The sequence below is a fragment of the Bacillus haikouensis genome (assembly GCF_013179555.1).
Lineage (GTDB): Bacteria > Bacillota > Bacilli > Bacillales > Bacillaceae_B > Rossellomorea > Rossellomorea haikouensis_A.
Map to the genome: position 1 here is coordinate 1 of NZ_JABMCR010000033.1, position 23,366 is coordinate 23,366.

At 44.5% G+C, this 23,366-nt stretch carries 20 protein-coding genes and 1 other annotated feature; of the genes, 1 reads left to right on the forward strand and 19 read right to left on the reverse strand.

Annotated elements, in window-relative coordinates; all coding sequences use genetic code 11:
* The 14 genes from HP456_RS05275 to HP456_RS05340 all read right to left on the reverse strand — a co-directional run.
* Window positions 1–964: hypothetical protein (locus HP456_RS05275; RefSeq protein WP_172248965.1), on the reverse strand; the 964-nt coding region annotated here is incomplete at its 3' end.
* A 120-nt stretch (window positions 965–1,084) separates the two neighbouring features.
* Window positions 1,085–1,789, reverse strand: coding sequence for a hypothetical protein (locus tag HP456_RS05280; RefSeq protein WP_172248966.1), 705 nt, complete (start codon window positions 1,787–1,789; stop codon window positions 1,085–1,087).
* On the reverse strand, window positions 1,786–2,379 hold the full coding sequence (locus HP456_RS05285; RefSeq protein WP_172248967.1) for a PilN domain-containing protein: 594 nt from the start codon (window positions 2,377–2,379) through the stop codon (window positions 1,786–1,788). Before HP456_RS05285 ends, HP456_RS05280 begins: the two co-directional genes overlap by 4 nt.
* Window positions 2,366–3,337 (reverse strand): type IV pilus biogenesis protein PilM, encoded by a 972-nt coding sequence (pilM, locus tag HP456_RS05290; protein ID WP_172248968.1) that lies wholly within the window; start codon window positions 3,335–3,337, stop codon window positions 2,366–2,368. Before pilM ends, HP456_RS05285 begins: the two co-directional genes overlap by 14 nt.
* A gap of 26 nt (window positions 3,338–3,363) precedes the next feature.
* Window positions 3,364–4,107, reverse strand: a complete 744-nt coding sequence (locus HP456_RS05295) for a prepilin peptidase (protein ID WP_172248969.1) — start codon at window positions 4,105–4,107, stop codon at window positions 3,364–3,366.
* Window positions 4,107–4,502, reverse strand: coding sequence for a type IV pilin protein (locus HP456_RS05300; RefSeq protein WP_172248970.1), 396 nt, complete (start codon window positions 4,500–4,502; stop codon window positions 4,107–4,109). The genes HP456_RS05295 and HP456_RS05300 overlap by 1 nt, the downstream gene beginning before the upstream one ends.
* A 116-nt stretch (window positions 4,503–4,618) precedes the next feature.
* Complete coding sequence (locus HP456_RS05305) at window positions 4,619–5,830, reverse strand: type II secretion system F family protein (RefSeq protein WP_172248971.1); 1,212 nt, start codon at window positions 5,828–5,830, stop codon at window positions 4,619–4,621.
* Complete coding sequence (locus tag HP456_RS05310) at window positions 5,827–6,870, reverse strand: type IV pilus twitching motility protein PilT (RefSeq protein ID WP_172248972.1); 1,044 nt, start codon at window positions 6,868–6,870, stop codon at window positions 5,827–5,829. The genes HP456_RS05305 and HP456_RS05310 overlap by 4 nt, the downstream gene beginning before the upstream one ends.
* Window positions 6,871–6,884: 14 nt before the next feature.
* Entirely contained in the window at window positions 6,885–8,543 is a 1,659-nt protein-coding gene (locus HP456_RS05315) for a GspE/PulE family protein (protein ID WP_172248973.1), read from the reverse strand.
* A gap of 22 nt (window positions 8,544–8,565) precedes the next feature.
* Entirely contained in the window at window positions 8,566–9,921 is a 1,356-nt protein-coding gene (locus HP456_RS05320; protein ID WP_172248974.1) for a VanW family protein, read from the reverse strand.
* A gap of 27 nt (window positions 9,922–9,948) precedes the next feature.
* Window positions 9,949–10,566 (reverse strand): hypothetical protein, encoded by a 618-nt coding sequence (locus HP456_RS05325; RefSeq protein ID WP_172248975.1) that lies wholly within the window; start codon window positions 10,564–10,566, stop codon window positions 9,949–9,951.
* 192 nt (window positions 10,567–10,758) lie between these two features.
* Window positions 10,759–12,471, reverse strand: a complete 1,713-nt coding sequence (locus tag HP456_RS05330) for a sensor domain-containing diguanylate cyclase (protein ID WP_172248976.1) — start codon at window positions 12,469–12,471, stop codon at window positions 10,759–10,761.
* Between the two features lie 97 nt (window positions 12,472–12,568).
* A complete protein-coding gene (locus HP456_RS05335; protein ID WP_246288757.1) occupies window positions 12,569–13,885 on the reverse strand; it encodes a bifunctional folylpolyglutamate synthase/dihydrofolate synthase in 1,317 nt (438 codons plus the stop codon).
* Between the two features lie 102 nt (window positions 13,886–13,987).
* Complete coding sequence (locus HP456_RS05340) at window positions 13,988–16,636, reverse strand: valine--tRNA ligase (RefSeq protein ID WP_172248978.1); 2,649 nt, start codon at window positions 16,634–16,636, stop codon at window positions 13,988–13,990.
* 76 nt (window positions 16,637–16,712) lie between these two features.
* Window positions 16,713–16,941 (reverse strand) — a binding site (T-box leader).
* A 162-nt stretch (window positions 16,942–17,103) separates the two neighbouring features.
* Between HP456_RS05340 and HP456_RS05345 the strand changes: the two genes are divergently transcribed.
* On the forward strand, window positions 17,104–17,292 hold the full coding sequence (locus HP456_RS05345; protein ID WP_172248979.1) for a YszA family small membrane protein: 189 nt from the start codon (window positions 17,104–17,106) through the stop codon (window positions 17,290–17,292).
* Between the two features lie 34 nt (window positions 17,293–17,326).
* Here the strand turns inward: HP456_RS05345 and ysxE are convergent, their stop codons facing one another.
* The 5 genes from ysxE to HP456_RS05370 all read right to left on the reverse strand — a co-directional run bounded on the left by ysxE (window position 17,327) and on the right by HP456_RS05370 (window position 23,277).
* Complete coding sequence (gene ysxE / locus HP456_RS05350) at window positions 17,327–18,352, reverse strand: spore coat protein YsxE (RefSeq protein ID WP_172248980.1); 1,026 nt, start codon at window positions 18,350–18,352, stop codon at window positions 17,327–17,329.
* 133 nt (window positions 18,353–18,485) lie between these two features.
* Entirely contained in the window at window positions 18,486–19,739 is a 1,254-nt protein-coding gene (gene spoVID, locus HP456_RS05355; protein ID WP_246288760.1) for a stage VI sporulation protein D, read from the reverse strand.
* Between the two features lie 406 nt (window positions 19,740–20,145).
* Complete coding sequence (gene hemL / locus HP456_RS05360) at window positions 20,146–21,438, reverse strand: glutamate-1-semialdehyde 2,1-aminomutase (protein WP_172248982.1); 1,293 nt, start codon at window positions 21,436–21,438, stop codon at window positions 20,146–20,148.
* Window positions 21,439–21,481: 43 nt separating this feature from the next.
* A complete protein-coding gene (hemB, locus tag HP456_RS05365) occupies window positions 21,482–22,456 on the reverse strand; it encodes a porphobilinogen synthase (RefSeq protein ID WP_172248983.1) in 975 nt (324 codons plus the stop codon).
* Window positions 22,457–22,482: 26 nt separating this feature from the next.
* Window positions 22,483–23,277 carry a uroporphyrinogen-III synthase gene (locus tag HP456_RS05370; protein ID WP_172248984.1) on the reverse strand — a complete coding sequence of 265 codons (795 nt, stop codon included), beginning with the start codon at window positions 23,275–23,277 and terminating at the stop codon, window positions 22,483–22,485.
* Between the last annotated feature and the right edge of the window lie 89 nt (window positions 23,278–23,366).

The following is a 23,366-nucleotide window of genomic DNA, read 5'->3' on the forward strand; positions in this document are numbered from 1 at the left end:
GTTCAAGATATCCTAAGAGTTCTCCTTGGACTTTCGCTGCATCCTCTGACGTTTTCATCGCAAGTGTCTGCTTGGCTGCATTCACTACCGATTCTTTCATCCGCTCGATCGATTCTTGCTGCACTTTGATGTTCTCTATTTCATTTAATCCGGTTTCAATGGTTGCTGCAGCAGAATCATTCGCTTTTCCATTCAACACTCCACTGCTGCTCTCTTCGGCAAGAATGGCATAGAGTCCGTTGGCTTTTTCAAGAAAAGATTTTTCATCTTTGGTTGCCTTGACTGCTTTTCCACCAAGTTGAAAGTCTTTGGCGTATACTTCCACTCCGTCCCCCTTCATGTCTTCTCCGAGAAGTTTAGCCGTTTCGACATCCGCTGACACCCCAAGCAGCAGGAACCATTGTCCATCCTTTTCGATGGAGGCGCTGGCGATTCCTTTTGAGGTCAGGGTGTCCTGCATGGCAGCCAATGACTCTTGTGAGGAAAAGACACCTCCCTGCAGAATGGAGGTCGCAAATTCTTTCAGCTGGACGGCAGATTCAGCTTCGCTTCCCCCTGTCGTGCCTGCCTCGGTAGTGTCCTGTAAGGTAGCTGCAGGTACAGCTCCTCCATCCGTGGTCGTAATTACCTTCAGTGTTCCAAATCCAAGTACGGCACCGACAACGACCGCCCCGATAATGGACATGATAAGATTAACCGAATCATGGAAAGGATTTTTGAATGATTTCTTTTTCTTCACTTGCTTGCCGCTCACGTAATTGATTTTCTTGTATTCCTTTGGGGGCTGTGCAGTTTCATCAGGCAGGATCCAATCAAAGCCCTGCTCTTCAAGCTTTTCCTCACCTGCTGCCGTTTCCTCTTTGCCCAGCTTCCAATCGTGTACACGATAATCCTCTTCAAAATCCGTACTCTCTCCATTTATTTTGATGGAGATTTTTTTATCACCCTTAGATTTGTCCACCATCGCCACCCTCCTTCATCTATTTTTTTCCATGCTATCACATCCCATAAAAAAAAGAACAAGACTTTTGTCGTCTTGTCCCAAGAGGTTTTCGTCAAATTTTTTAATAGAGAAGAAGATTGTCTATTCGTTCGGAAATTGAGGAAACGGATCCTTTTTCAAGGAAGGTGACGGGCTTTGAATCGCCGGTACTCCGTTTTTAAGGTCATCCAGTTCCGGGATGAAGAAAGCAGATGCAGTCAGTTCAAAGGTAACCATATCTTCGCTGTACCCTTCAATACTTTCCTTCAATTCCTCCTCACCTTCAAAATAGAGCCTGTTGATTTCGACAATACGTTGAAGGCTTTCTATTTCTTCGAGGAATTCTTCCATTTCGAAATATGACGGTGACTCTACGACCATCGTCATTTGCAGTCTTTTTAATAGAGGTGGTAATTGAGTTTCCTTTACGGGGACCCCGTCTGACTCTTCATTTCCCTGTGCTGCAAGGGGACCATCCGTTTTTTCGAAATTAATAGATTGTATGGTGCTTCCTGAAATCAGCTCTGCTTTTTCGAGGTCCAGTATCAGACGCTCGGTCAGTGGCTCCACTGGTATTTTTTTTTGCAGGGTTGTGGAATCAGCCGTGTCATTTTCATTGATATTGTTTACTTTGGTTTCGATCGCCTCTTGTAATTTAAGCTGGATCGCCAACTCTTCTTCCTTATAGTTGATTCTTTCCTCCATTGGCTGGATGAGAAAGAAGTTGAGTACCGCTGCCATGATTAAACCTGCCGCAAACAGACTAATGAATATCGACCATTGCTTTTTTGAAAAATCGATTTTCATTCGGCTTCCTCCTTTTCAGAAAGAAGTGCATCGAGTTTGCCGGAATCCAGGTGAAGTGAATATGAAGCCAAATATCTTGGCAGGATGTCATTCGATTCATCTTCATCGATTTCTTGCGTCGTGATTTCAATGATTTCGGCTTCCTTGATCCATTCCACCGTTCTTAGATGAGCAAGATAGAACGCAGCTTCCCTGGACGAATCAAATTGAATGGTCAGGTTGATAATATCTCTCTCACTGTACTCAAATTCCCTAAAAAACCCTCTTTCAGGTAAGAGAGAGATCAATTCGTTCAAAAGCGGCACTGTTTTGACCGGATAGGTCATCATTTTCTGTACCGCATCACTCAATTGACCGGTACCGCCAGATGTTTCGGCTCCAAGTACTTTCGTCTGCTGCACCTCGATGATTTTTTTTGCAGATTCAATCTTTACATCTATCCTGTTTGTATCAGCGATCATATTCTGCCAGGTAAGCATCATGAACAGAACAATAAAAATGAAAATTCCTGCAGTACCCAGGACGCTGTATGTAAAGGCCGTCCTTTTTTTTTCTTTTTGGGGCAATAGGTTAATATCAATAAGTTTCACTATGCTGCACCTCTTTTAATGCAAGACCTAAAGCGATGGCGAACCCCGCAGGCACTTTTTCGTCATTGAGTGTCACGGCGTTTTTCAACTGCAGAAATTCAACCGGTATCGAACCCCTCTCCTGCAATTGTTCTTTAAGTTCATTCAATCGGGGATGGTCTCCGCTGACAACTGCTTTCTCGACGGATTGCTCTCCTTTATTTAAGGAGTAACGGTAAAAGTTCATCACTTTCTCGATTTCATTAAGCGCATCCCTAAGAATGGTCACCGGGTATACCGGCTCTGGTGCCTTGTCTGCCATTTCAGCCTCCAAGACAATCGGCCGTGTGAAGATGGGCTCATGCTTGTGAAAGATCGAGATGGTCAATAGCTGTTCATCCATATGAAGCAGCATGGTATGTTCATTTGGCAGTACTTTTCCTTCATGAAGAATGGAGCGATACAAGGCAAGCGGAGCAATATCCGCAGCAGCAGGCTTCAACTTCACTTCTTCAAGCAGCTCTTTGTAGCTCCCGACTATTTCTTCCTGTGAGGCAGCCAATAATATCTCCTGATTCTCACCGGATCTTTCCAATAATGAATAATCGAATACCGGATCCTCAAAGGGTAAATGAATGCTTGACCCTATTTCAAGGAAGAGATAGCCCTCCATCTCATCTGCCCTGATATCAGTGGGGATTGAGACTTTTCTTAGGACGACAAAGGGATCCGGTACGACGAAACGGACAGATTTCCGCTTGATTTTCCAATCGTCTATGCATTCTTCAAGAATAAACAGAAGTGTTTCCCGATCGATGATCCTTCCGCCTTTAATCACTCCATCAGGGAGCAAGCGTTCATCCATTGAAGACACCAGTATCGCAGAAGACTGTTTCAACTCGAGAAATCGGATACAATGGTCTGTAAATACAATATTTGCTGTTTTAGAAGAACTAGAGAGAAACGATAGAAAACCCATGGACCGGATCCTTTCTTTGCATTACTTTAATAAAATGATGATAGATAGAGAGAAATTATCCCGTCACCGTACAGATAAGCTAAAATCGTCCCGGCTGCAATGAATGGACCGAATGGAATCGGCTTCCCTTTTTCAATTAGCTTGAAAGCCAAGGCCGTCAGTCCGATGACAGCTCCAAGGAACGTGGCAATCATAAAGGAGAGGATCGTCAGCTTAACACCGACAGCAAGACCGATGACTCCATATAGTTTAATGTCCCCTCCCCCCATTCCGCCCCTGCTTATAACTGCAATGAGCAGAAGCAGTCCGAATCCGAGCGCTCCGCCTGCCAGACTGTCCCACCACGGCGATAGCGGGATGAAGAATCGTTCCAGAATGATCAAAACCAGGAAGAAGAGAAGGACCTTATCAGGGATGACCATATATTTAAGGTCGGATACCGTAATGATGACCAGCATCGATATCAGCGTCCAAGCGGCCAGCAGCTCCCACTGCATCCCAAGCTGCAGATAGGCTAGTACAAATAGCCCGGCATTCAATGCCTCCATAAACGGATATAAAGGAGAAATGCGCCCTTTACACTGGCGGCATTTCCCCTTTTGGATGAGATATGAAAACACAGGTATGAGCTCGACCGCAGTCAGTTGATGACGGCAGTACGGACAGCTCGATCTTGGCTTAACGATTGATTTCTTCAGCGGCACCCTCAGGCCTACTACGTTGTAGAAGGAGCCCAGGAGGAGTGCGTAGAGGATGATTATAATAACCATTATTTTGATGCGTCAGTAAGCTGTTCTTCCGAAAGATAATCATCATCATCATCAGGTGTAAGCCCTTCAACCGATGAAGCATCGTGGTTCTTAATATAGTATTCGCCATCTACTAGCTTCACGTCATAGTCAAGATTTTCATCTTCTACTTTTGAAATATAATCAGTTAAACTAGTATGCGTCCAAGTAGTGGCTGTAGAGTCTGATGCATTAGCTAATCTTGCACCATTAATTATTTGAATAGCTTCTGCTACCTTAGCATCGTTTTTACTTTTTGAAATAATACTTCCAATACTCGGCACCGCAATCGCTGCAATAATCCCCAAAATCACAATAACAGCCAGTAACTCGACAAGCGTTAAACCTCTATCATTTTTCAAAAACTTTTTTAACATCTTTTTTCCTCCCGAAATGGTTTTATGTAGTACTTTAGTACTCTATCAATCTACTTCCATTATACATCACGTCTAGTAAAAAAATAGTGGAATTTTGTAAAATTTTAGCCGAATTGCTAGAAATTCTGAACATTATTAAACATTTCAAACATCGGAACCATGATAGCCGTGACAATCGTCCCTACTAATCCTGCAAGCAGGACGATCATCAGAGGCTCGATCAGTGATTTAAGCTGATCTGTCGTGTTTTCCACTTCTTTTTCATAGAAGTCCGCTACTTTTGAAAGCATGGCGTCAAGCGATCCCGTCTCTTCCCCGATTGAAATCATGTGCGAAACGAGTGGCGGGATTGCCCAGTGCTCTTTCATTGGTTCGGTAAGGGAGCTTCCGCTTTCCAGTGAATCCCTCGACTGCTTTATCACTCTCGCTATCACCTCATTTTCCACTACTTTTTCAAGGATCAGCATGGACTGAAGGATGGGGACCGAGCTTGAGAACAACGAACTGAATGTCCTTGTCATTCTTGCCAGTACTGCTTTCTGAATCAGGCTGCCGAAGATCGGTATCCTTAAAATCGCGTAATCCAAGTAATATTTCGTTTCACTCTTTCGCCTGATAAAGGTGATACCTAAAGCAGCTAAGATAACCAGCAGCAATAGAATGTACCAATAGCTCTGTACGAACCCGCTCGCCCCCAGCACCGCCCTCGTGATAAGCGGGAGTTCGCCTCCCATTTCAGCAAACATATCAACAAAGGTTGGAACGACTGCAAGCAGCAGAAATATGACGACACCGATGGCAATGATGCCAACCACTGCCGGATAAGACAATGCAGCGATGACTTTTTGGCGGGTATTGTGCTGTTTCTCATAATGATCGCCAAGGCGCTCCAGCGTTTCATCCAGGCTACCCGTTGCTTCCCCCGCTTTCAGCATATTGAAGAACAGCGGTTCGAATACTTTCCGATGCTTGGCAAACGCATCGGAAAGAGGGTTTCCTTCCTTCAATTCCACTTCCACGTCAGCCAGAACCTTCGACAGTGCTTTGCTGCTTGTTTGAGCGGAGAGGATTCTCGTCGCATCGACGACGGTGACACCTGCTCTTAGAAGCGTAGAAAACTGCCGGAGGAAAACGACCATCTGCTGAAGCTTAACAGGTTTCCCAAATGTAATATCTTTCGTCAGAAATGTTTCCGGAACTTCTTCGGCAGAAATGACCCGGATCCCCTGATTCTTCAGTCTCAGCATGGCTTCTTTTTTTGAGGAGGCTGAAATGATCCCCCGCTTCCTGCCGCTCCTGTCCCTGCCTTCATATTTGAACCTCGTCATAAAGAAACGGTCTCCTGTAAATAAGGCTGTGCCACTTCATGTGATATCTTTCCGCTGTCAACAAATCGTTTGACCGTCGATTGGAGAAGCTCCATTCCCTGCGCCTTTGAAGTCTGCATGATGCTCGGGATCTGATGGATCTTCTCAGAGCGGATCAAGTTAGCGACAGCAGAACTATTCAGAAGTACTTCGGTTGCAGCCACTCTCCCCTGCCGATCAGCAGTGGGAAGCAGCCTCTGGGCGATGACTCCTTGAAGGACGGAAGCGAGCTGCACCCTGATTTGGGACTGTTGTACAGAAGGAAATACATCGATGATCCGTTCGATCGTGGACACCGCGCTCGAAGTATGGAGGGTTCCAAGTACAAGATGACCTGTTTCAGCTGCCGTAATCGCTGTATGGATCGTTTCCAGATCACGCATCTCACCTACCAGGATGACATCGGGATCCTGCCTCAATGCACTGCGCAGCCCATATGCAAATGATTTCGTGTCAAATCCGACTTCACGCTGATCGATGATCGAAGATCCGTGCTTGTGCAAATACTCAATCGGGTCTTCCAATGTGATGATATGTTTCCTCATCGTTTGATTCATGTATTGGATCATGGATGCCAATGTAGTGGATTTCCCGCTTCCTGTCGGGCCAGTGACAAGTACCAGTCCTTGTGGCTTTTCAGCTATTTTCGTCAGCACGCCTGGAAGATTCAGTTCCTCAAGAGTCGGGATTTTCGTCGGTACGACTCGAAGGGCGATGGATATGCACGAACGCTGATGGTATGCATTCACCCTGAATCTCGAGACACCTGAAATGGCGTAGGAAAGGTCGAGTTCCCCCCGCTCTTTAAATTCATCCCATAACTCCTCAGGAATGACGGCACGAGCCATTTGTTCCGTATCGCCCGGCTTAAGAGCATCCTGTCCGTACCGTTTCAAATCTCCGTGAATGCGGAATACAGGAGAAGATCCCACTGTAAGATGGATGTCGGAAGCCTTTAATTCAAATGCTGCTCTTAATAAATGATTGATACGTTCTTTCATAGTGCCCACCTTCTTTACTCGATTGCAACCCGGAGTATTTCCTCTGTAGTGGTGATTCCCTGCTTCACTTTCAACAAACCATCATCCAACAGAAAGATCGTTTTCGATCTGTAAGCCGCTTCCCTTAATGTTGAAAGCGATTCATTGTTCAGGATGATCTTCTTCATTTCCTCATTGATGACCAGCACTTCGTGTATTGCCAGCCTGCCTTTATACCCTGTCATATTACATGCGGCACAGCCTTTTCCACGATTGATCTTCTCGATTGTCAGCCCTCTCCGTTTGAAAATGTCGGCTTCCCTCCTAGTAGGACTTTCCTCTACAGAACAGTCGCGGCACACCTTCCGCACCAATCTCTGTGCCACGATTCCGCTGAGGGAAGTCGCCACAAGAAAAGGCTCCACCCCCATATCGATGAGACGGGTCACTGTCGTCAGGGAGTCATTGGTATGGATTGTACTGAGTACCAAATGACCGGTTAAGGAAGCCCGTATGGCCACTTCCACCGTTTCTTTATCGCGGATTTCCCCGACCATGATGATATTCGGATCCTGCCGCAGGATCGAACGCAGTCCCTTGGCAAATGTCAGCCCGACATTGGCATTCACCTGGATCTGATTGATCCCCTCAAGCTGATACTCGACCGGATCTTCAACGGTAATGATATTGACCTCTTCACTATTAAGCTTGTTCAAAGCTGCGTATAAAGTAGATGATTTTCCTGAACCCGTCGGTCCGGTGATCAGAACAATGCCTGTCGGCCGTTCGATCAGGGACTGAAATCGTTTCATATTCAGTGTATTGAAACCCAGCTGGGTGAGGTCATTAAGCGATGAACTCAAGTCAAGGATCCTGAGAACCATCTTTTCCCCATATATAGTCGGCAATGTAGATACCCTTAAATCGATGGGACGGAAATCGATATTCGTCTTGATTCGTCCATCCTGGGGAATCCTGTGCTCCGTGATATCCAGCTGGGACATGATTTTAATTCTGGCGGTCAGCATGCTCTGCATGTGTTTCGGAATTGCTCTTTCCGTACGCAGGATGCCGTCGACCCGATATCGGATCAGCACCCTCGTTTCCTGAGGATCGATATGGACGTCGCTTGCCTTCTGGGTCATAGCGTTAGAGAGAATTTGATTCACGAGCCGTGCTATCGGCGAATCCTGATCTAGTAAGGTTTCATCCTGCTCAGTCTGCGGTTCGTTCCCCAACCCTTTCAACTCTTCAAAACTTTCATCCATATCATAGAATTTATTGATGGAGCGAAGGATATCATCTTTCGTCGCAATTGCTGTTTCGATGAAAAAACCTGTAGACAATCGTAAGTCTTCTATCACATAAAAATCCATTGGGTCGGCCATCGCGACAAACAGCTTGTCCCCTTCTTTTTTCAGCGGGATGATCAAGTTCCGTTTCGCCATCTCTTTAGGTATCAGATGAAACAGCTTTTGATCAAATGGATATCGGAATAAGCTTACGTGAGGGATCCCCAATTGAAATTCAAGCACTTCAATCAATTGCTGCTCCGTGATGTATCCCTTTTGAAGAATGGCATCACCGAGTTTTTGATCTTTGCTTTTCTCCTCCAGAGCCTGCTGAAGTTTTTCCTCTGTCAGCAGTCCTGCTTCCACTAATAAATCCCCTAATCGTTTCCGGTCTTGGACCATTATATTTCACCCCATCTTACTATTACTTCATATCAGGATTCGGAATTTCCCCACTCGAAGAAGACTCAGAACCTGGACTCACATGTTGGAGATCCGGTTGATCATCCTTATCTTCTTCCAGGTTGTCTGCATGACCCGTTTCTTTCCGGTCAGAATCTTCTGCTTGATCATCACCGGACCCAGTCGAAGTGACGGGTTCTTCTCCTTCTCGTAAAACATTCTCTTTGTTGACCATATATTCTTCAAGACTTACGAGCTCTTCACGGTGAACAGGCGGGTAATAGTCGCTTGAAATCAATTCTTCTTTCAACACTTTTCCGCCGGAATCGACCATTTTCCTCCATACTTCGGTCTGGACCCCATCTTTCCCTTCTGCTCTTACATTCGTCTGCCCCTGATTCACATAAGGACTGTATTGTTTGATAACCCGGGGTTCGACGGTCTGCTTGTTCTGTAATGAAATTTCCACTTCGTACGGCTGCCGGGGACCTTCTAAAACGAAGACCAACGTATCCCCGTTCAGATCAATCCGGATCTTGTTAGCCTGGTTGGTCGGATTAATGAACACGAAATCCTGTTGAAGTCCCTGATCCACTCTTGCCTCGAACCCAAGTTCTGCATATTCAGGCAGCGAGCTTCCCTGGTGGCGCTGAATGACTTGGAGATCAGAGTAAAGCAGGGTTTCATATAAACCTGTTGATATGACGCTCAACTCTTCATTCGTCATACTGGTGATCTTCTGGTCCTCCACCACTTTCAGGAGTGAAAAGGTGGATAAGGGTTCAATCACGATTTCCTTAAAGGAAGATAGGAACGCATCCAGCCCCTTAGTCGCATCTACGCCCGCTATCTCATTTTCAGCAAGTACCTTCACGGCATCGGGGCTTTTCATAAAGTCTTCGAGATCAAATATCTGTACATCTGCTTCAAGCATTGAGGCCTCTGCCATCACGGCTTCTTTGAGCTTATCAATCTGTATCAGGTCCCTATCCATTCCGAGGAAAGACACTACTTCAAGGAACCGCTCATCGTCTATATGTAAAATCAGGGGAGAGTCTTCGCCATTAACAGCTTTGTCAACGCTTGCATTAACATCAAACTGGAATATGTCTGAAGGAATAGGCTCTTCAACCTCTAGATAGGCAGCCTTTACATTTTGATTCTCTTTCCAGACTTGAATCTCTTTATTCAGTTTATTTTTTATGTTATCTTTGCTTTCATTTGAAATCTCCATTCCGGCAATCAACGAGGCATTGGCAGAAACACTTTCCGTTTCGAAAATCCGGTCATACAACTTGGTCCCTAAATGTGCGGAACCGACTAAATACACTGTGCATAAAACTAAAAAAACGGTACTTGAATGGGCTCTCTTTTTCATTTAGGGACCTCCTGCCTTAATGTGACTTTATCTTTCCATCCCTGAAAACAAGCGATTATATTCTTCTTCCTCTTCCTGCTCAATAATCGAATCGGTATCCGCTGAGATTTCCGGAATCCTGTCTTCGCTTACATTGAACTCATCTTCCCCGCTTATCGTTTCGGGGGCCAGTAAGTTTAATATCTCATCATCAACATACTGTCCAGGCTGAATGTCTTCCCAACCCAGTTCTTTAATATTTCCGTCCTGTTCGCCTGCAATGAAACTTTCTTCTAACCCTTCATTCTGGTTTGGTTCTGAACCTTGGTCATCCGTTAGATTCTCATCAATAGTTTTATAGTTAATCGGCTTATGGTGCCGGACTGCGGAAGGCATACTTTCTGGTTGAGGATCGGACTGCAAGGATGATGTCCGCTTCTGAAATTTCTGCCCAACAAAATAGAAGGTGAGACCTGTCAAAAGAATCAATAGGGCGATCACGCTAATCTGCGGCAGGAACTTACCGCCAATCACGGACAATATAGTTATACCAAATGCGAGGGAAGAAATGATCACTTTCTGCTTAACCGATAACTTTATAGGAATGAATTTCAGTAACGGCAGCAAGAGGAGATAGGCTCCGGCGGCAAATAGGATCGTGATCATAATCATCCCTCTTTCTATAGGTTTACAATTCGCTACAACTCTACAAATTTCAACTATTACTATTTTATTACACAACCATTAAAATTGAAACAAAATGATTGCTTACTCTTTCAAAAAATAGTGCAAAGTCACTATCTTTCTTTTACAAAAAAAAGAATGACACCTTCCGGCATAGCCAAAAGGTGTCTTCACTTATTTCACATATTCAGCCACACGATTCCGCCCCGCCTGCTTCGCACCCGTATACAGTGCCCTGTCGGCATGACGGATCAAAGCCATAGTATCATCCGCATCTTTTGGAGCGGATGCGACGCCGATACTCGCGGTAATCCTGACCATTAATTTTCTGTTTGATGCCTGAAGTGTATCATGCAGGACAAATGGACGGTTTGCGATGGACTGTCTGACCTGTTCCGCAAGCCTTATCGCATCATCTCTTTCTGTATCCGGCAGCAGGATGACAAACTCCTCTCCGCCATATCTTGCAACGGTACCTCTGGGTCCAATCAACTTGCATAAACGGTCCGCAAGCTCTATCAGGATTTCATTTCCGCTCTGATGACCGTAGTTATCATTGATGACTTTGAAGTGATCAAGGTCGAGCATGATAAGTGATAACGAGGTCCTGCTCCCCTTCTCAAGTTCATTGAATTCTAGTGACAGCATGTCTTCGAAGTAACGGTAATTATAAAGATTGGTTAAGGCACATCTTTCACTGTTTTTCTTTGTTTGTTCATGGTGTCTGGCGTTTTCGATGGCCACACCGAAATAGGAGCATAGAATCTCTACGATCATCAGCTGAAACTTCTCATACGCACGCTTTTTGGAAGAAGCCAAGAGGAGGATCCCCCTCACTTTCTGGCTTCTCACGATCGGTACGCATAAAACGCTTTCCACTCCGGCAGGCATATAGCCATCTGCCAATCCTCCCCATTCAGAACGGGAACCATAAATGACCGACTTGCCTGAATTCCATACCATGCCGCTGATGCCCCTGCCTTTTTTAAGTACAGGGAATCTGTGCAGATTCTTCTGACCGCTTTCGACCCTTCTTAACAGGACCAGTTCATCGCCTTTACAGTCAAGTATGTACGCATATTCCACAGGAAGGGTTTCGATGATCTTCTCAAGAAAGATATCGAGAACTTCAACTACCTTGAGGCTTTCTGTTAGCTGGTGCCCTATTTCCCCGGCCTTTTGAAGGTATTCATTAATTTTCTCAGAGGAATTATACATTTTTAATATCATCGACAAACTGATGAATGGAATGCCAATCAGAAGCGATGCATACGGTCCAATTTGAAAAGTGAGAAAATAAAGTGAAAGTGACATGGGAAACATGATCATATTTGCAATGAAGTCCCATATGAAGTCCTTGCTGTAGAACCGGATATCATTCACGACTACATATCGCTGGTATGCCAACAAAAGAAATTGGTTGATCATAATGGATACAACCTGGTAACCCAATGCCGCAGGCAGCATTCCCCCTATACTTTGAGCACCTGTTTCTCCGCCAAGCAAAAAATAAATTAAACCGCTTGAGACAGAAACAATAAAAAACATGAGCGAATTCAAAGGCGCTCTGTGCCAATCTGTTTTAGCCATCCGAAGACGGATCAGCAAAGGGATGATCGAAAACTGCATCAGAACGATTTCCATAAATAAACCGTATTTTAAAAATCCCACAAGGGTTACCCACTGAATGAAGAAGATGGTGGAGCCATTGATGACGATCGGCATGAGGGGGATGAAGGTGGCAAACACGATAAGCGTGAGCAGTTCCCAGCCGTTACCATCGACATTTTGAGGAGGAAAGAATCGAAATGTATAATACAAGCCGGCAGGTACGATGGCCAGCCATGCAAAAAGTATCCAAAGTTTCTTATTAAGTGAAAGCTGCATCCCTATCCTCCTCAATTTGCATGATATGCTATCTTCCCACCAAAATAGTTAAATAGTCACAAGTTTATGAATATTTTATCAGAGTAAATGAATAAAGTCACTTGTTTTTTCTGGAATTTTCTAACTTTTGGATAAGTACAGGTTTGACTTCAGATAAAAAGTAGAGAGATCCCGTAATAAATAAGGCTTCCTCATCCCCCATCGATTCCAGCTTTTCTTCTATATAATGCTGCCAGTCCTCTGTCTTCTCTTTCATGGGGTGATCGGATAATGTGAATAATTCATCCGCCTCTGCCACCCTGGGAAAGGAAAAGGAGGTGAAACTTATGACCGATGCCGCTTCCTCAAGCAAACCTATCATGTGTTTCAGTTCTTTATCCTTCAATGCAGAAAAGAGAATCGTCACTTTCTCAGTTGGAAAACGTTCCTTGATCGTCGTCACCAATGCTTGTATCCCTTCAGGATTATGTGCACCGTCCAATATGACTGCCGGCTTCTCACAGACGAGTTCCATCCTGCCTGGCCAGTATGCTTTTTGCAATCCTGCTGTAAGATCTGCATCCGTATAAGTGATTTCATTTTGGGCCAGAAGTAATTCTGCTGTTTTTAAGGCAATGGCTGCATTTTGAACTTGATGTGCCCCCATCATGGCAATATCATAGGTCGATCTACGGCCGGAGGATTCGTATTGAAAGCTTTCCCCGTTATTTAAGAACGGATCCCGCTTTGTATGAAAATCCTCACCTGCCTGAAAGACAAGGCTTCCCCTCTCCTTTGCCGTTTCTATGATTACATTTCTTGCTTCAGGTTGTGATACACCTGATATTACCGGTACACCAGGTTTGATGATTCCAGCTTTCTCAAACGAAATTTCCTCGATCGAATTCCCTAAAAATTGCATATGATCCATCCCTATACTTGTGACGACCGAAACAAGAGGATTGATTACATTTGTTGAATCCAGTCTTCCTCCGAGCCCAACTTCAAAAAGGACGAGATCAGGTTTGGCAGTCTCCGCAAAATGGACTATGCCCATTGCTGTAATAATTTCGAATTCCGATGGTTCCCCCCACTCGCTATCTTTCATTCCTTCGGCAATCGGTTTAACGAGGGAAACAAGCGAAATAAGATCTTTGTCGGAAATGGGATTACCATTCACAGATATTCGCTCATTGAAACGTTCGAAATAAGGAGAGGTGAATGTGCCGACCGAATAACCTGCCTCCTGCAGGATATGACGTAAATAAGTGACCGTCGACCCTTTCCCGTTCGTTCCACCTATATGGACTGATTTTATATTTTCATGCGGGTTTCCAAGTTCCTTCAATAAATGATGCATTCTTTCCAGTCCAGGCTTTATTCCCAGTCTCAGCCGAGCATGAATCCATCCCACCGCTTCTTCATATGTAAACAATTTTGATTCACTCCAATCAAAAAAAGCAGGAGGGGAGCCTAGCTGCTTCAGGGCCATTCCCCAACAATTAGACTCCTTCTCCTAAGCCTTCTGAGTACGTTCTTATACAGTTTTCAGTTCCTGAATTCTCGCTTTCACTGCTGCCTGCTTTTCCAGATAATCTTTTTCCTTGGCTTTTTCTTCGTCTACTACTTTTTGAGGCGCTTTGCTTACAAATCTTTCGTTATTCAACTTTCCTTGAACGCGCGCTACCTCTTTCGTCCACTTTTCAAGTTCTTTTTTCAGGCGGGCGATTTCTTCATCAATATTGATCAGTCCTTGTAATGGAAGGAATAATTCAACTCCCGTAACGATTGCAGTCATCGCTTTTTCCGGAGGTGTGATATCTATCCCCATATCCAATTGTTCCGGATTACAGAACCGTTCGATATATGCTTTATTTTTATTTAGCACACTCAGGATCTTTTCATCCTTCGCTTTCAGGATAAGCTTGATTTGTTTGCTCATTGGCGTGTTCACTTCTGCACGGACATTACGTACAGCCCTGATGATTTCCACAAGCAGTTTCATTTCTTCCGAAGCAAGTGCATCTGTAAGTTCTTCCTTCACTTCCGGCCATGCTGCAACCGTGATTGATTCGCCTTTATGCGGCAGGTTCTGCCATATTTCCTCGGTAATAAACGGCATGAACGGATGCAGAAGTCGCATTGTGTTGTCAAGTACATAAGCCAGAATCGAACGCGTTGTTTTCTTGGCTGCTTCGTCTTCACCGTATAAAGGAAGCTTCGCCATTTCGATATACCAGTCACAGAAGTCATCCCAAATGAAATTATATAGGATTCTGCCTATTTCACCGAATTCATAGCGGTCGGCAAGACGTGTAACATGTTCGATTGTTTCATTCAATCGTGTAAGAATCCATTTATCCGCAACGGATTTTTCTCCGCTCAGATCAATCTCTTCATAGGTCATACCGTCCATATTCATTAATGCGAAACGTGATGCGTTCCAGATTTTGTTGGCAAAGTTCCAAACCGACTCCACTTTTTCGAATGAGAAGCGCAGGTCCTGACCAGGTGAACTGCCTGTTGATAAGAAGTAACGCAAAGAATCTGCACCATACTTCTCGATGACTTCCATCGGATCGACGCCGTTTCCTAGGGATTTACTCATTTTACGGCCGTCTTCAGCACGAACGAGGCCGTGGATCAGTACATCTTTGAATGGACGCTCACCGGTGAATTCAAGACCTTGGAAAATCATGCGGGATACCCAGAATCCGATGATATCGTAGCCTGTTACAAGCGTACTGGTCGGGTAATACCTCTTGAAGTCTTCAGAATCTGTATCCGGCCATCCCATTGTAGAAAATGGCCAAAGTGCCGAACTGAACCATGTATCCAGAACGTCTTCTTCCTGAGACCAGTTTTCACTGTCAGAAGGAGCTTCTTCCCCGACATATACTTCACCCGTTTCATTGTGATACCAAGCAGGAATTCTGTGCCCCCACCATAATTGACGCGAAATACACCAATCACGTGTATTTTCCATCCACCGAAGATAGGAGTTTTCGAAACGGTCAGGAACAAAGTTGACTTTATTCTCTTGTTCTTGAAGCTTTACCGCCTCCTGTGCCAATGGATCCATCTTAACGAACCATTGTGTGGACAAATAAGGTTCTACAACCGCTCCGCTGCGTTCGGAGTGTCCTACAGAATGCATATGCTCTTCAATCTTAAACAGAACACCGGCATCCTGAAGATCCTTGACAATTTGTTTGCGGCAGTCAAAGCGATCCAGCCCTTTATATTTGTCTGCATTCTCATTCATGGTGCCATCTTCATTCATCACAAGGATGCGTTCAAGATTGTGACGGTTCCCGATTTCAAAATCATTCGGATCATGAGCAGGTGTGATTTTCACTGCACCGGAGCCGAATTCCATATCTACATAGTCATCACCTACAATCGGAATTTCACGTCCGACGATCGGAAGAGTAACCTTTTTACCGATCATGTGCTTGTAACGTTCGTCTTCAGGATGTACAGCAACAGCTGTATCACCAAGCATTGTTTCCGGACGTGTAGTTGCGATTTCAATATGTCCGCTTCCGTCAGTTAGTGGATACTTCATGTGATAGAAGGCACCTTGAACATCCTGGTGAATAACTTCGATATCGGAAAGAGCTGTCTTTGTGGCAGGATCCCAGTTGATGATGTATTCACCGCGGTAAATCAAGTCTTTATTGTATAGATCAATGAATACTTTTTGTACGGCTTCAGATAAGCCTACGTCCAGCGTAAAACGTTCACGGCTGTAATCGAGGCCCAGCCCGATTTTCGACCATTGCTTACGTATATGCTCTGCGTATTCTTCTTTCCATTTCCACGTTTCTTCAACGAATTTCTCGCGTCCCAGGTCATGTCTTGAAATTCCAGCGTTACGCAGCTTTTCGTCTACTTTTGCCTGTGTAGCAATCCCCGCATGGTCCATACCGGGCAGCCATAGTACATCGTAGCCCTGCATACGCTTCATTCTTGTCAGGATATCTTGGAGCGTCGTATCCCAAGCATGCCCGAGGTGAAGCTTCCCTGTTACGTTCGGCGGGGGGATGACGATCGTATACGGTTCCTTTTCTTTATCGCTTTTCGCTTCAAAAAACTTTCCTTCCAGCCACCATTTATACCTTCCCTGCTCAATTGCATTCGGATCATATTTGGTCGGCATCGATAATTGATCTTGAGTTTCCATTTTATTTCCTCCCTGATTTGTAATAGCTTTTTATAAAGGTGATTTAATTTCGGAACACAAAAAATCCTTCGCCCTGTAAAAGGACGAAGGATTCGTTTCGCGGTACCACCTTTTTTCTCAGAAGCCACAAAGATCTCCTGAACTCTCAATGAACAATAACGGCTTTTAACCGGCTTCTACTACTGTCTTCATAGAAGCAGCTCTTCAGGCGACCTTCCATCGTCTTCGCTTGGAAAATCTCTCAGCAAACGATTTTCCTCTCTGAAAGCGGGGGGCAATGTACTCTTCCTGTTCAACGCTTTTAAAACTATTTATGTACTCACTATAGTATAGGATTTACTGAACTTTCGTCAATCATTCTTGCCGATTTTAATAAAAAATATTCACTTCGCCTGTCCTTGGCACCCTTCTGGACCGGAATCATAAGATAAAGTAGTGAATATACCCAGGAAAGTGAGTGGACAATTATGAAAAAAATGAATCATTACACCTTCCAGAAGTGGATGGGGAATGCGCGGTTAATATGTAAACAATTTATCATCCCCTTTACCATCTTTCAGGGGATCCGCACCATTTTGCTTCCAACCACATTCGATGTCCTTCTATTGACCCTGTTTATCGGCATCGGCCTTGCCATTTACTTCGATTGGATTTAAAAAACTGACGAAATCCGACTTCGTCAGTTTTTTTTTATTCTGCTTCGGCTGATTGCTCCTGCTTCTTTTTTTCCATTTCATCCAGACGCATGACCACATATTCAGTATTCTTCAGAAGCCAGTAGTGTCGCTGCAGCTTCTTAAGCGATTTCCGTTCATTCCTCTTCCCTTTGGCAGTATGAAAATATTTCTCCACAACTGCAATCACCGAGCTTGGATAGGCTAAATAACTCATGAACAGCAGCCTTTCTTCGTTGCGGACAGTAAAATGGTGAAAGTACGTTTCCAGCCACTCCACACATTCATCATAATACTTGGGATACGTTTTCAATGTTCTGGACAGAAACGGAAGAAGGTCGTGAAAGGGCGAAGCGATTTTCGAGTTTTCTAAGTTATGGAAGTAACCCATCCCTCTGTCATCGAATAAGAAATGCTCGGTCGACACTTTTCCATGGATGATGACCGTCCTCACTTTATCAAGATCCTTCGTGTTTTCATACCACTCGTCAAGCATTTTCCTTGAAAACTTAAGGGCCTGGGACACATCTTTGTAAAACATACAAAAGTGATATTGAAACGGTGACATATAAGCTGTTTTTTCACACGTTTCCACATATTCATCAAGAAACTGCTGTTCCTTCTCCCACCTGGAAGTCAGCTGTTCATAATGTGATTCCCTTTCTTCCTTGTTTATCTTCACATCCTGCGATGATATGGTATGAAGCCTGGCAAGTTCCCGGAAAAGCTTTTGATGTTTTTCAAATCGATCCTCCTTTTCCTGATTGTTCAGCCACGGCATCAAATAGAATAGTTCTCCTTCGTGCCAGACACCGTACCTTCCATCCAGAGTCGGATAAATGGGAACGATCCGGTTGTACCCCCTTTGAAAAAGAGTCTGGACATTCCGGACGAAATCAACACCGTTTTCAGCAGGAATATGCTTGACCGCAAGCGTTCCTTTATTCGAGTATACCCTGCATACCCTTCCTGTGTCTTCTACAAAAAAAGGTTCTACCCCGTATGGCTGCAAGACAGGTTTTAAACTGTCGATGGTTTGCATGTATTTCACCTCCCCGTCATTCAGCAGTTCCCTTTAACTGAATCCGATATAAAAAAAGAACGGACTGCCGCCATATGTTGGTGTCAGTCCTGATTCATCGATAGAATTCAATCGTTCTGGTTCATGTTCATATTTATATCTTGAACACTGGATCTTCATTTGGAATATAAAGAACCTGGCCGCCATAGACTTCCTGATTTGCTTCCAGATGATTGACCCGTAAAAGCTGGGCAATCGTCAAATCATATTTCTCAGCAATGTGGTCGAGGGTTTCCCCTTCTTGAACAATGCAAACCCTTAATTTTGCCCCTCGTTCCTCTTCTTTCCGTGCAAAGAAATCTGTAAGGGAAATACTTTCATACTTTTTCTTCCCTTTGATTTTTTTCTTTTTATCAGCTGGTTCTTCATCTGCTTCCAATTCCACTTCCATCGAAGAAGATTCTTCTTCCTCTTCTTCTTCTTTCACCTGTTTCTGAACCGGTGCAGGCTGTTGCATCTGTTTCTGTTCGACCGCCGGCTGTTGCATTTGCTTCTGTTCGACCGCCGGCTGAGGTATTTCCTGTTCCTGGGAAGACTCGCTTAATTCATGCTCCGGAAGCTCGAATACATTTTCTTTTCGAACGTAACTCTCTTCATGGGACGGGGGTGAATCATATTGGATTTGAACCGGTATCTCATCCTCTTCTTCGGCAGGAGGTGTTCTCCCTTCCAGTGAGAATGGCTGATATACATCTTCATCATCCTGAGAATCATCATTTGATCCCTCTTCATACTCATCACTTTCGCCCTGGTCATCATCAACTGTTTCGTTCAGATCTTCAACTGCCTCATCGTACTGAAGTCTCACTTCTGCCTCTTCTTCAACAGGTGCTTCCGCAACCGCTTCTGACCGATAAAGAGGGCTATAGAGCTCTTCTTCCTTATACTCCACTTCAAGAGGAGTATGAGTCTGCTGCTCCCCGTAGATTCCCGTGATGGTCAAATCAGCATTCAGTTTTAAGCAGGCATTTTCCGGAACGACATAATCAAAGGATTCGACATACACATCAATTTCCCCTAAGTTGGCAATCCGGTTTTTGGGGATCGTCACATCCACAGGGAAACGATGAACGAATTCATTTTCCCCTTTTTCCCTGTTCTCTACAATTTGAACGAATTTTCCGCTTGCTTCAAATTGATCATCACCGTCTTCTTCCCTTCGACCGCTTGGCAGATATTCACCTGATAAATCGAGTGTTCCTCTGATGAGGACATACTGTTCTTGTTCTTGAATCGTTATATGTGGATCTAAGGAGATAGATAGCAATTCTTCAACTTCCTGTCCTTTTTTGAACCAAATTGATTCTTCCAAAGAAAATCGCAGGCACGATTGTTGATCATGTGACAAAGAAATTCCTCCTTTCAAGTTCCAAACCAAAGAAATATATGACAATGTCATTATCACTTTATGAGTTGGAAGGGAGAAATATGATAGAGAGGAAGAAGTTTTAACGGATTGATCTGATATTTTAATTAAAATCAATTAAAGCTTGGACTCAGTAAGACCCTGTTATACGATTATTCTTCAGTGAGTATATAAGAGATGACGGCGGATGGGTGGGTGCTTATACGGAGCAAGAGTCTTTTATCTGCCAATAAAATTTTTTATCTACGATTATTCAATTTTATCGGCGGAAATTTCGATCTATCGACCATTATACAAAATTCGACATCTCCTGCCACTTCTTCGTTCTCCGATTAACCTGCAATAAAAAAAGCCGACCTTCTTATGAAAGGTCAGCTTTCTCATATCATTACTTCTTACTAATCTTCTCAAACGCTTTTTCCGCAGCTTCGATCGTCTTAGTGATATCTTCATCGCTGTGGGCTGTTGATAAGAAGAGTCCTTCAAATTGAGAAGGAGGTAAAAATACACCTTCGTTCGCCATCTCGCGGTAATATTCTGCAAACATCTCCAAATCAGAAGACTTTGCCCCTTCATAATTCTTCACTTCATCATTTGTAAAGAATAATCCGACCATCGAGCCTGCACGATTGATTGTGTGAGGGATGCCATATTTCTCAGCAGCTTTCTTCAGTCCATCTTCAAGAAGATCCGCTTTGCGCCCGAATTCTTCGTAGCTTTCAGGTGTTAATTGACTGAGTGTTTCAAAGCCCGCCGTCATCGCTAGAGGATTCCCTGACAGTGTTCCCGCTTGATAGATCGGTCCACTTGGGGCAATTTGTTCCATGATATCGGCTTTTCCGCCATAAGCGCCTACCGGAAGTCCGCCCCCGATTACCTTTCCTAAACAAGTCAGGTCAGGCGTCACATTGAAATATCCTTGGGCACAGCCATATCCGACACGGAACCCCGTCATGACTTCATCAAAAATCAACAGTGAACCATGCTGTTCCGTGATCTCACGCAGTCCTTCCAGGAACCCTTTCTGAGGAGGGACCACGCCCATATTGCCTGCTACCGGTTCTACAATGACACCGGCGATATCGTCACCATATTGTTCGAATGCATAACGGATGCTTTCAAGATCGTTGTATGGGACGGTTATCGTATTTTTCGCGACTCCTTCCGGCACCCCGGGACTGTCGGGCAGACCAAGCGTAGCGACTCCGGAACCTGCTTTGATCAACAATGAATCGCCATGGCCGTGGTAGCAGCCTTCGAACTTGATGATTTTATTCCGGCCCGTATATCCGCGTGCCAACCGAAGAGCACTCATGGTTGCTTCGGTTCCTGAAGAAACCATCCGGACGATTTCAATGCTCGGTACACGGTCGATGACCAATTGAGCAAGTTTATTTTCGATTTCTGTCGGCGCTCCAAAGCTTGTCCCGCTTTCTGCTACTTTCTTGATCGCTTCCACTACACGGTCATTGCTGTGTCCAAGGATGAGCGGACCCCAGGACAGGACATAATCGATGTATTCATTTCCGTCGATATCAAAGATTTTGGAGCCTTTACCCCTTTCCATGAAAATGGGATCCATTTTGACTGATTTGAATGCACGGACGGGACTGTTGACCCCTCCCGGCATTAGTTTTTTTGCTTCTTTGAATGCTTCTTGTGATTTTTCAAATGAACGCAATCCGTTCTCCTCCTTTAATCATATTCAGGAATGTTGAACTAGTTTAGGACAGCCAGCCTGCTACATCTTTTGCAAAATAAGTAATGATTAGATCTGCTCCTGCACGTTTCATGCTTGTCAGCTTTTCCATCACGATTTCCTGCTCGTTGATCCAGCCATTTTCTGCAGCGGCTTTCACCATGCTGTATTCCCCGCTTACATTATAGGCAACAACAGGGGCGTTGAAACGGTCTTTCACTTCTCTCATGATGTCCATGTAGGAGAGAGCCGGTTTCACAATCAGGAAATCTGCTCCTTCTTCGATATCGGACTGTGCTTCGCGAATAGCTTCCAATCTGTTTGCCGGGTCCATTTGATACGTTCTTCTGTCACCGAATTGAGGTGTCGAATGAACAGCATCACGGAATGGTCCATAGAAGCTGGAAGAATACTTGACTGCGTAAGACATAATTGGTACTTCTGTAAATCCTGCTTCATCCAAGCCGTGACGGATCGCAGCTACAAAGCCGTCCATCATATTCGAAGGGGCAATGATATCCGCTCCCGCTTCCGCCTGGCTTACTGCCGTTTTTGCAAGCAGATCAAGGGTTGCATCATTCAGGATTTTTCCTTCTTTTACAATTCCGCAATGACCATGGCTTGTGTACTGACACAGGCAAGTATCTGCCGCGACGACCATCTCAGGGTAAAGTTCTTTCACAAAGCGGGTCGCTCTCTGAACGATTCCATGCTCATGATACGCCTGCTTTCCAAGTTCGTCTTTCTCGGCCGGCACCCCGAAAAGGATGATCGACTTAATTCCGAGTGAGACGATCTCATCCATTTCCGCTTTTAAGTTATCCATGGAAATATGGAAGACACCCGGCATGGAAGATACTGCATTACGGATGTTCTCTCCTTCCACGACAAATAGCGGGTAGATCAAATCTTCTTTTCTAAGATGCGTCTCCCTAACCAGGGAACGCATATTTTCTGATTGTCTTAAACGTCGATGACGATTGAACATTAAGTCTTTCACTTTAAAACCTCCAATAGATAGGGTTGTCATGATTTATCCCCGGCTTCAGAAACATACTGTATGATTTCTGTTACCATTTCATCTACAGTATAAGTGTTCGGGCATATTTTTACATGTAATCCGCATTCTTCTGCCGTCTTTTTGGTCAGTGGCCCTATACACGCTGCTGGGAGATGCCTTATTTTCGCATAAAGGGAATCCCCTTCGACCACCCTCATGAAATGACGTACCGTAGATGAACTGGTGAATGTCAAAATATCCACTCCGCCCGCTTCGATGATCACCTTCAGCTTTTCGAAGCTCTCACCGGGTAAGATCGTTTCGTATATAATCCATTCGTCACAATGGATTCCTGCCTCCTTCAATTCAACAGCAATGACATTTCGCGCGAGGTTTCCTTTTGGCACCAGAACTTTGCCGGATGGCTTCCTTTCAGTAATGAACTGCCTTACAAGGTCATCTCCGGTAAAATCATCGGGAACGAATGTGACGGATAGGCCAAGCATTTCACAATATTTTTCCGTTTTTGTGCCTACCGCAGCGATACTCACAGAGAGTGAGGAAGCGTTGATATTGTGAACGGTCAATTTTTCAAGAAAAAAAGCAACGCTATTTTTGCTTGTGAAGATGATCCATTCATAATTATGTATTGATGCTATGAACGACCCCTCGAGCGGATCATCATACGGCTTGAAGTCAAGGAGGGGGACCGACACAGGAGTCCCTCCGTTACCTTCAATAAGGGAGCTCAATTCCTTGGCTCCCTCTTTTCCCCTGGTGATGAGTACCTTTATTTGATCTAAAGGCTTTTCACCGTCCATTATTGATCCAGCTCCTCTTTTACACGGTCAATCAGGGCTTTTCCGCCAAGCTCAGTCAAGCTTTCCGCCACTCTTTCACCGACCTTCTC

What these genes read in the sequence shown, in the direction of transcription:
- HP456_RS05280 (WP_172248966.1), bottom strand. Translation starts at nt 1,789, where the DNA reads ATGAAAATCGATTTTTCAAAAAAGCAATGGTCGATATTCATTAGTCTG.
- pilM (WP_172248968.1), bottom strand. Translation starts at nt 3,337, where the DNA reads ATGGGTTTTCTATCGTTTCTCTCTAGTTCTTCTAAAACAGCAAATATT.
- HP456_RS05295 (WP_172248969.1), bottom strand. Translation starts at nt 4,107, where the DNA reads ATGGTTATTATAATCATCCTCTACGCACTCCTCCTGGGCTCCTTCTAC.
- HP456_RS05300 (WP_172248970.1), bottom strand. Translation starts at nt 4,502, where the DNA reads ATGTTAAAAAAGTTTTTGAAAAATGATAGAGGTTTAACGCTTGTCGAG.
- HP456_RS05305 (WP_172248971.1), bottom strand. Translation starts at nt 5,830, where the DNA reads ATGACGAGGTTCAAATATGAAGGCAGGGACAGGAGCGGCAGGAAGCGG.
- HP456_RS05310 (WP_172248972.1), bottom strand. Translation starts at nt 6,870, where the DNA reads ATGAAAGAACGTATCAATCATTTATTAAGAGCAGCATTTGAATTAAAG.
- HP456_RS05315 (WP_172248973.1), bottom strand. Translation starts at nt 8,543, where the DNA reads ATGGTCCAAGACCGGAAACGATTAGGGGATTTATTAGTGGAAGCAGGA.
- HP456_RS05320 (WP_172248974.1), bottom strand. Translation starts at nt 9,921, where the DNA reads ATGAAAAAGAGAGCCCATTCAAGTACCGTTTTTTTAGTTTTATGCACA.
- HP456_RS05325 (WP_172248975.1), bottom strand. Translation starts at nt 10,566, where the DNA reads ATGATCACGATCCTATTTGCCGCCGGAGCCTATCTCCTCTTGCTGCCG.
- HP456_RS05330 (WP_172248976.1), bottom strand. Translation starts at nt 12,471, where the DNA reads ATGCAGCTTTCACTTAATAAGAAACTTTGGATACTTTTTGCATGGCTG.
- HP456_RS05340 (WP_172248978.1), bottom strand. Translation starts at nt 16,636, where the DNA reads ATGGAAACTCAAGATCAATTATCGATGCCGACCAAATATGATCCGAAT.
- HP456_RS05345 (WP_172248979.1), top strand. Translation starts at nt 17,104, where the DNA reads ATGAAAAAAATGAATCATTACACCTTCCAGAAGTGGATGGGGAATGCG.
- ysxE (WP_172248980.1), bottom strand. Translation starts at nt 18,352, where the DNA reads ATGCAAACCATCGACAGTTTAAAACCTGTCTTGCAGCCATACGGGGTA.
- HP456_RS05370 (WP_172248984.1), bottom strand. Translation starts at nt 23,277, where the DNA reads ATGGACGGTGAAAAGCCTTTAGATCAAATAAAGGTACTCATCACCAGG.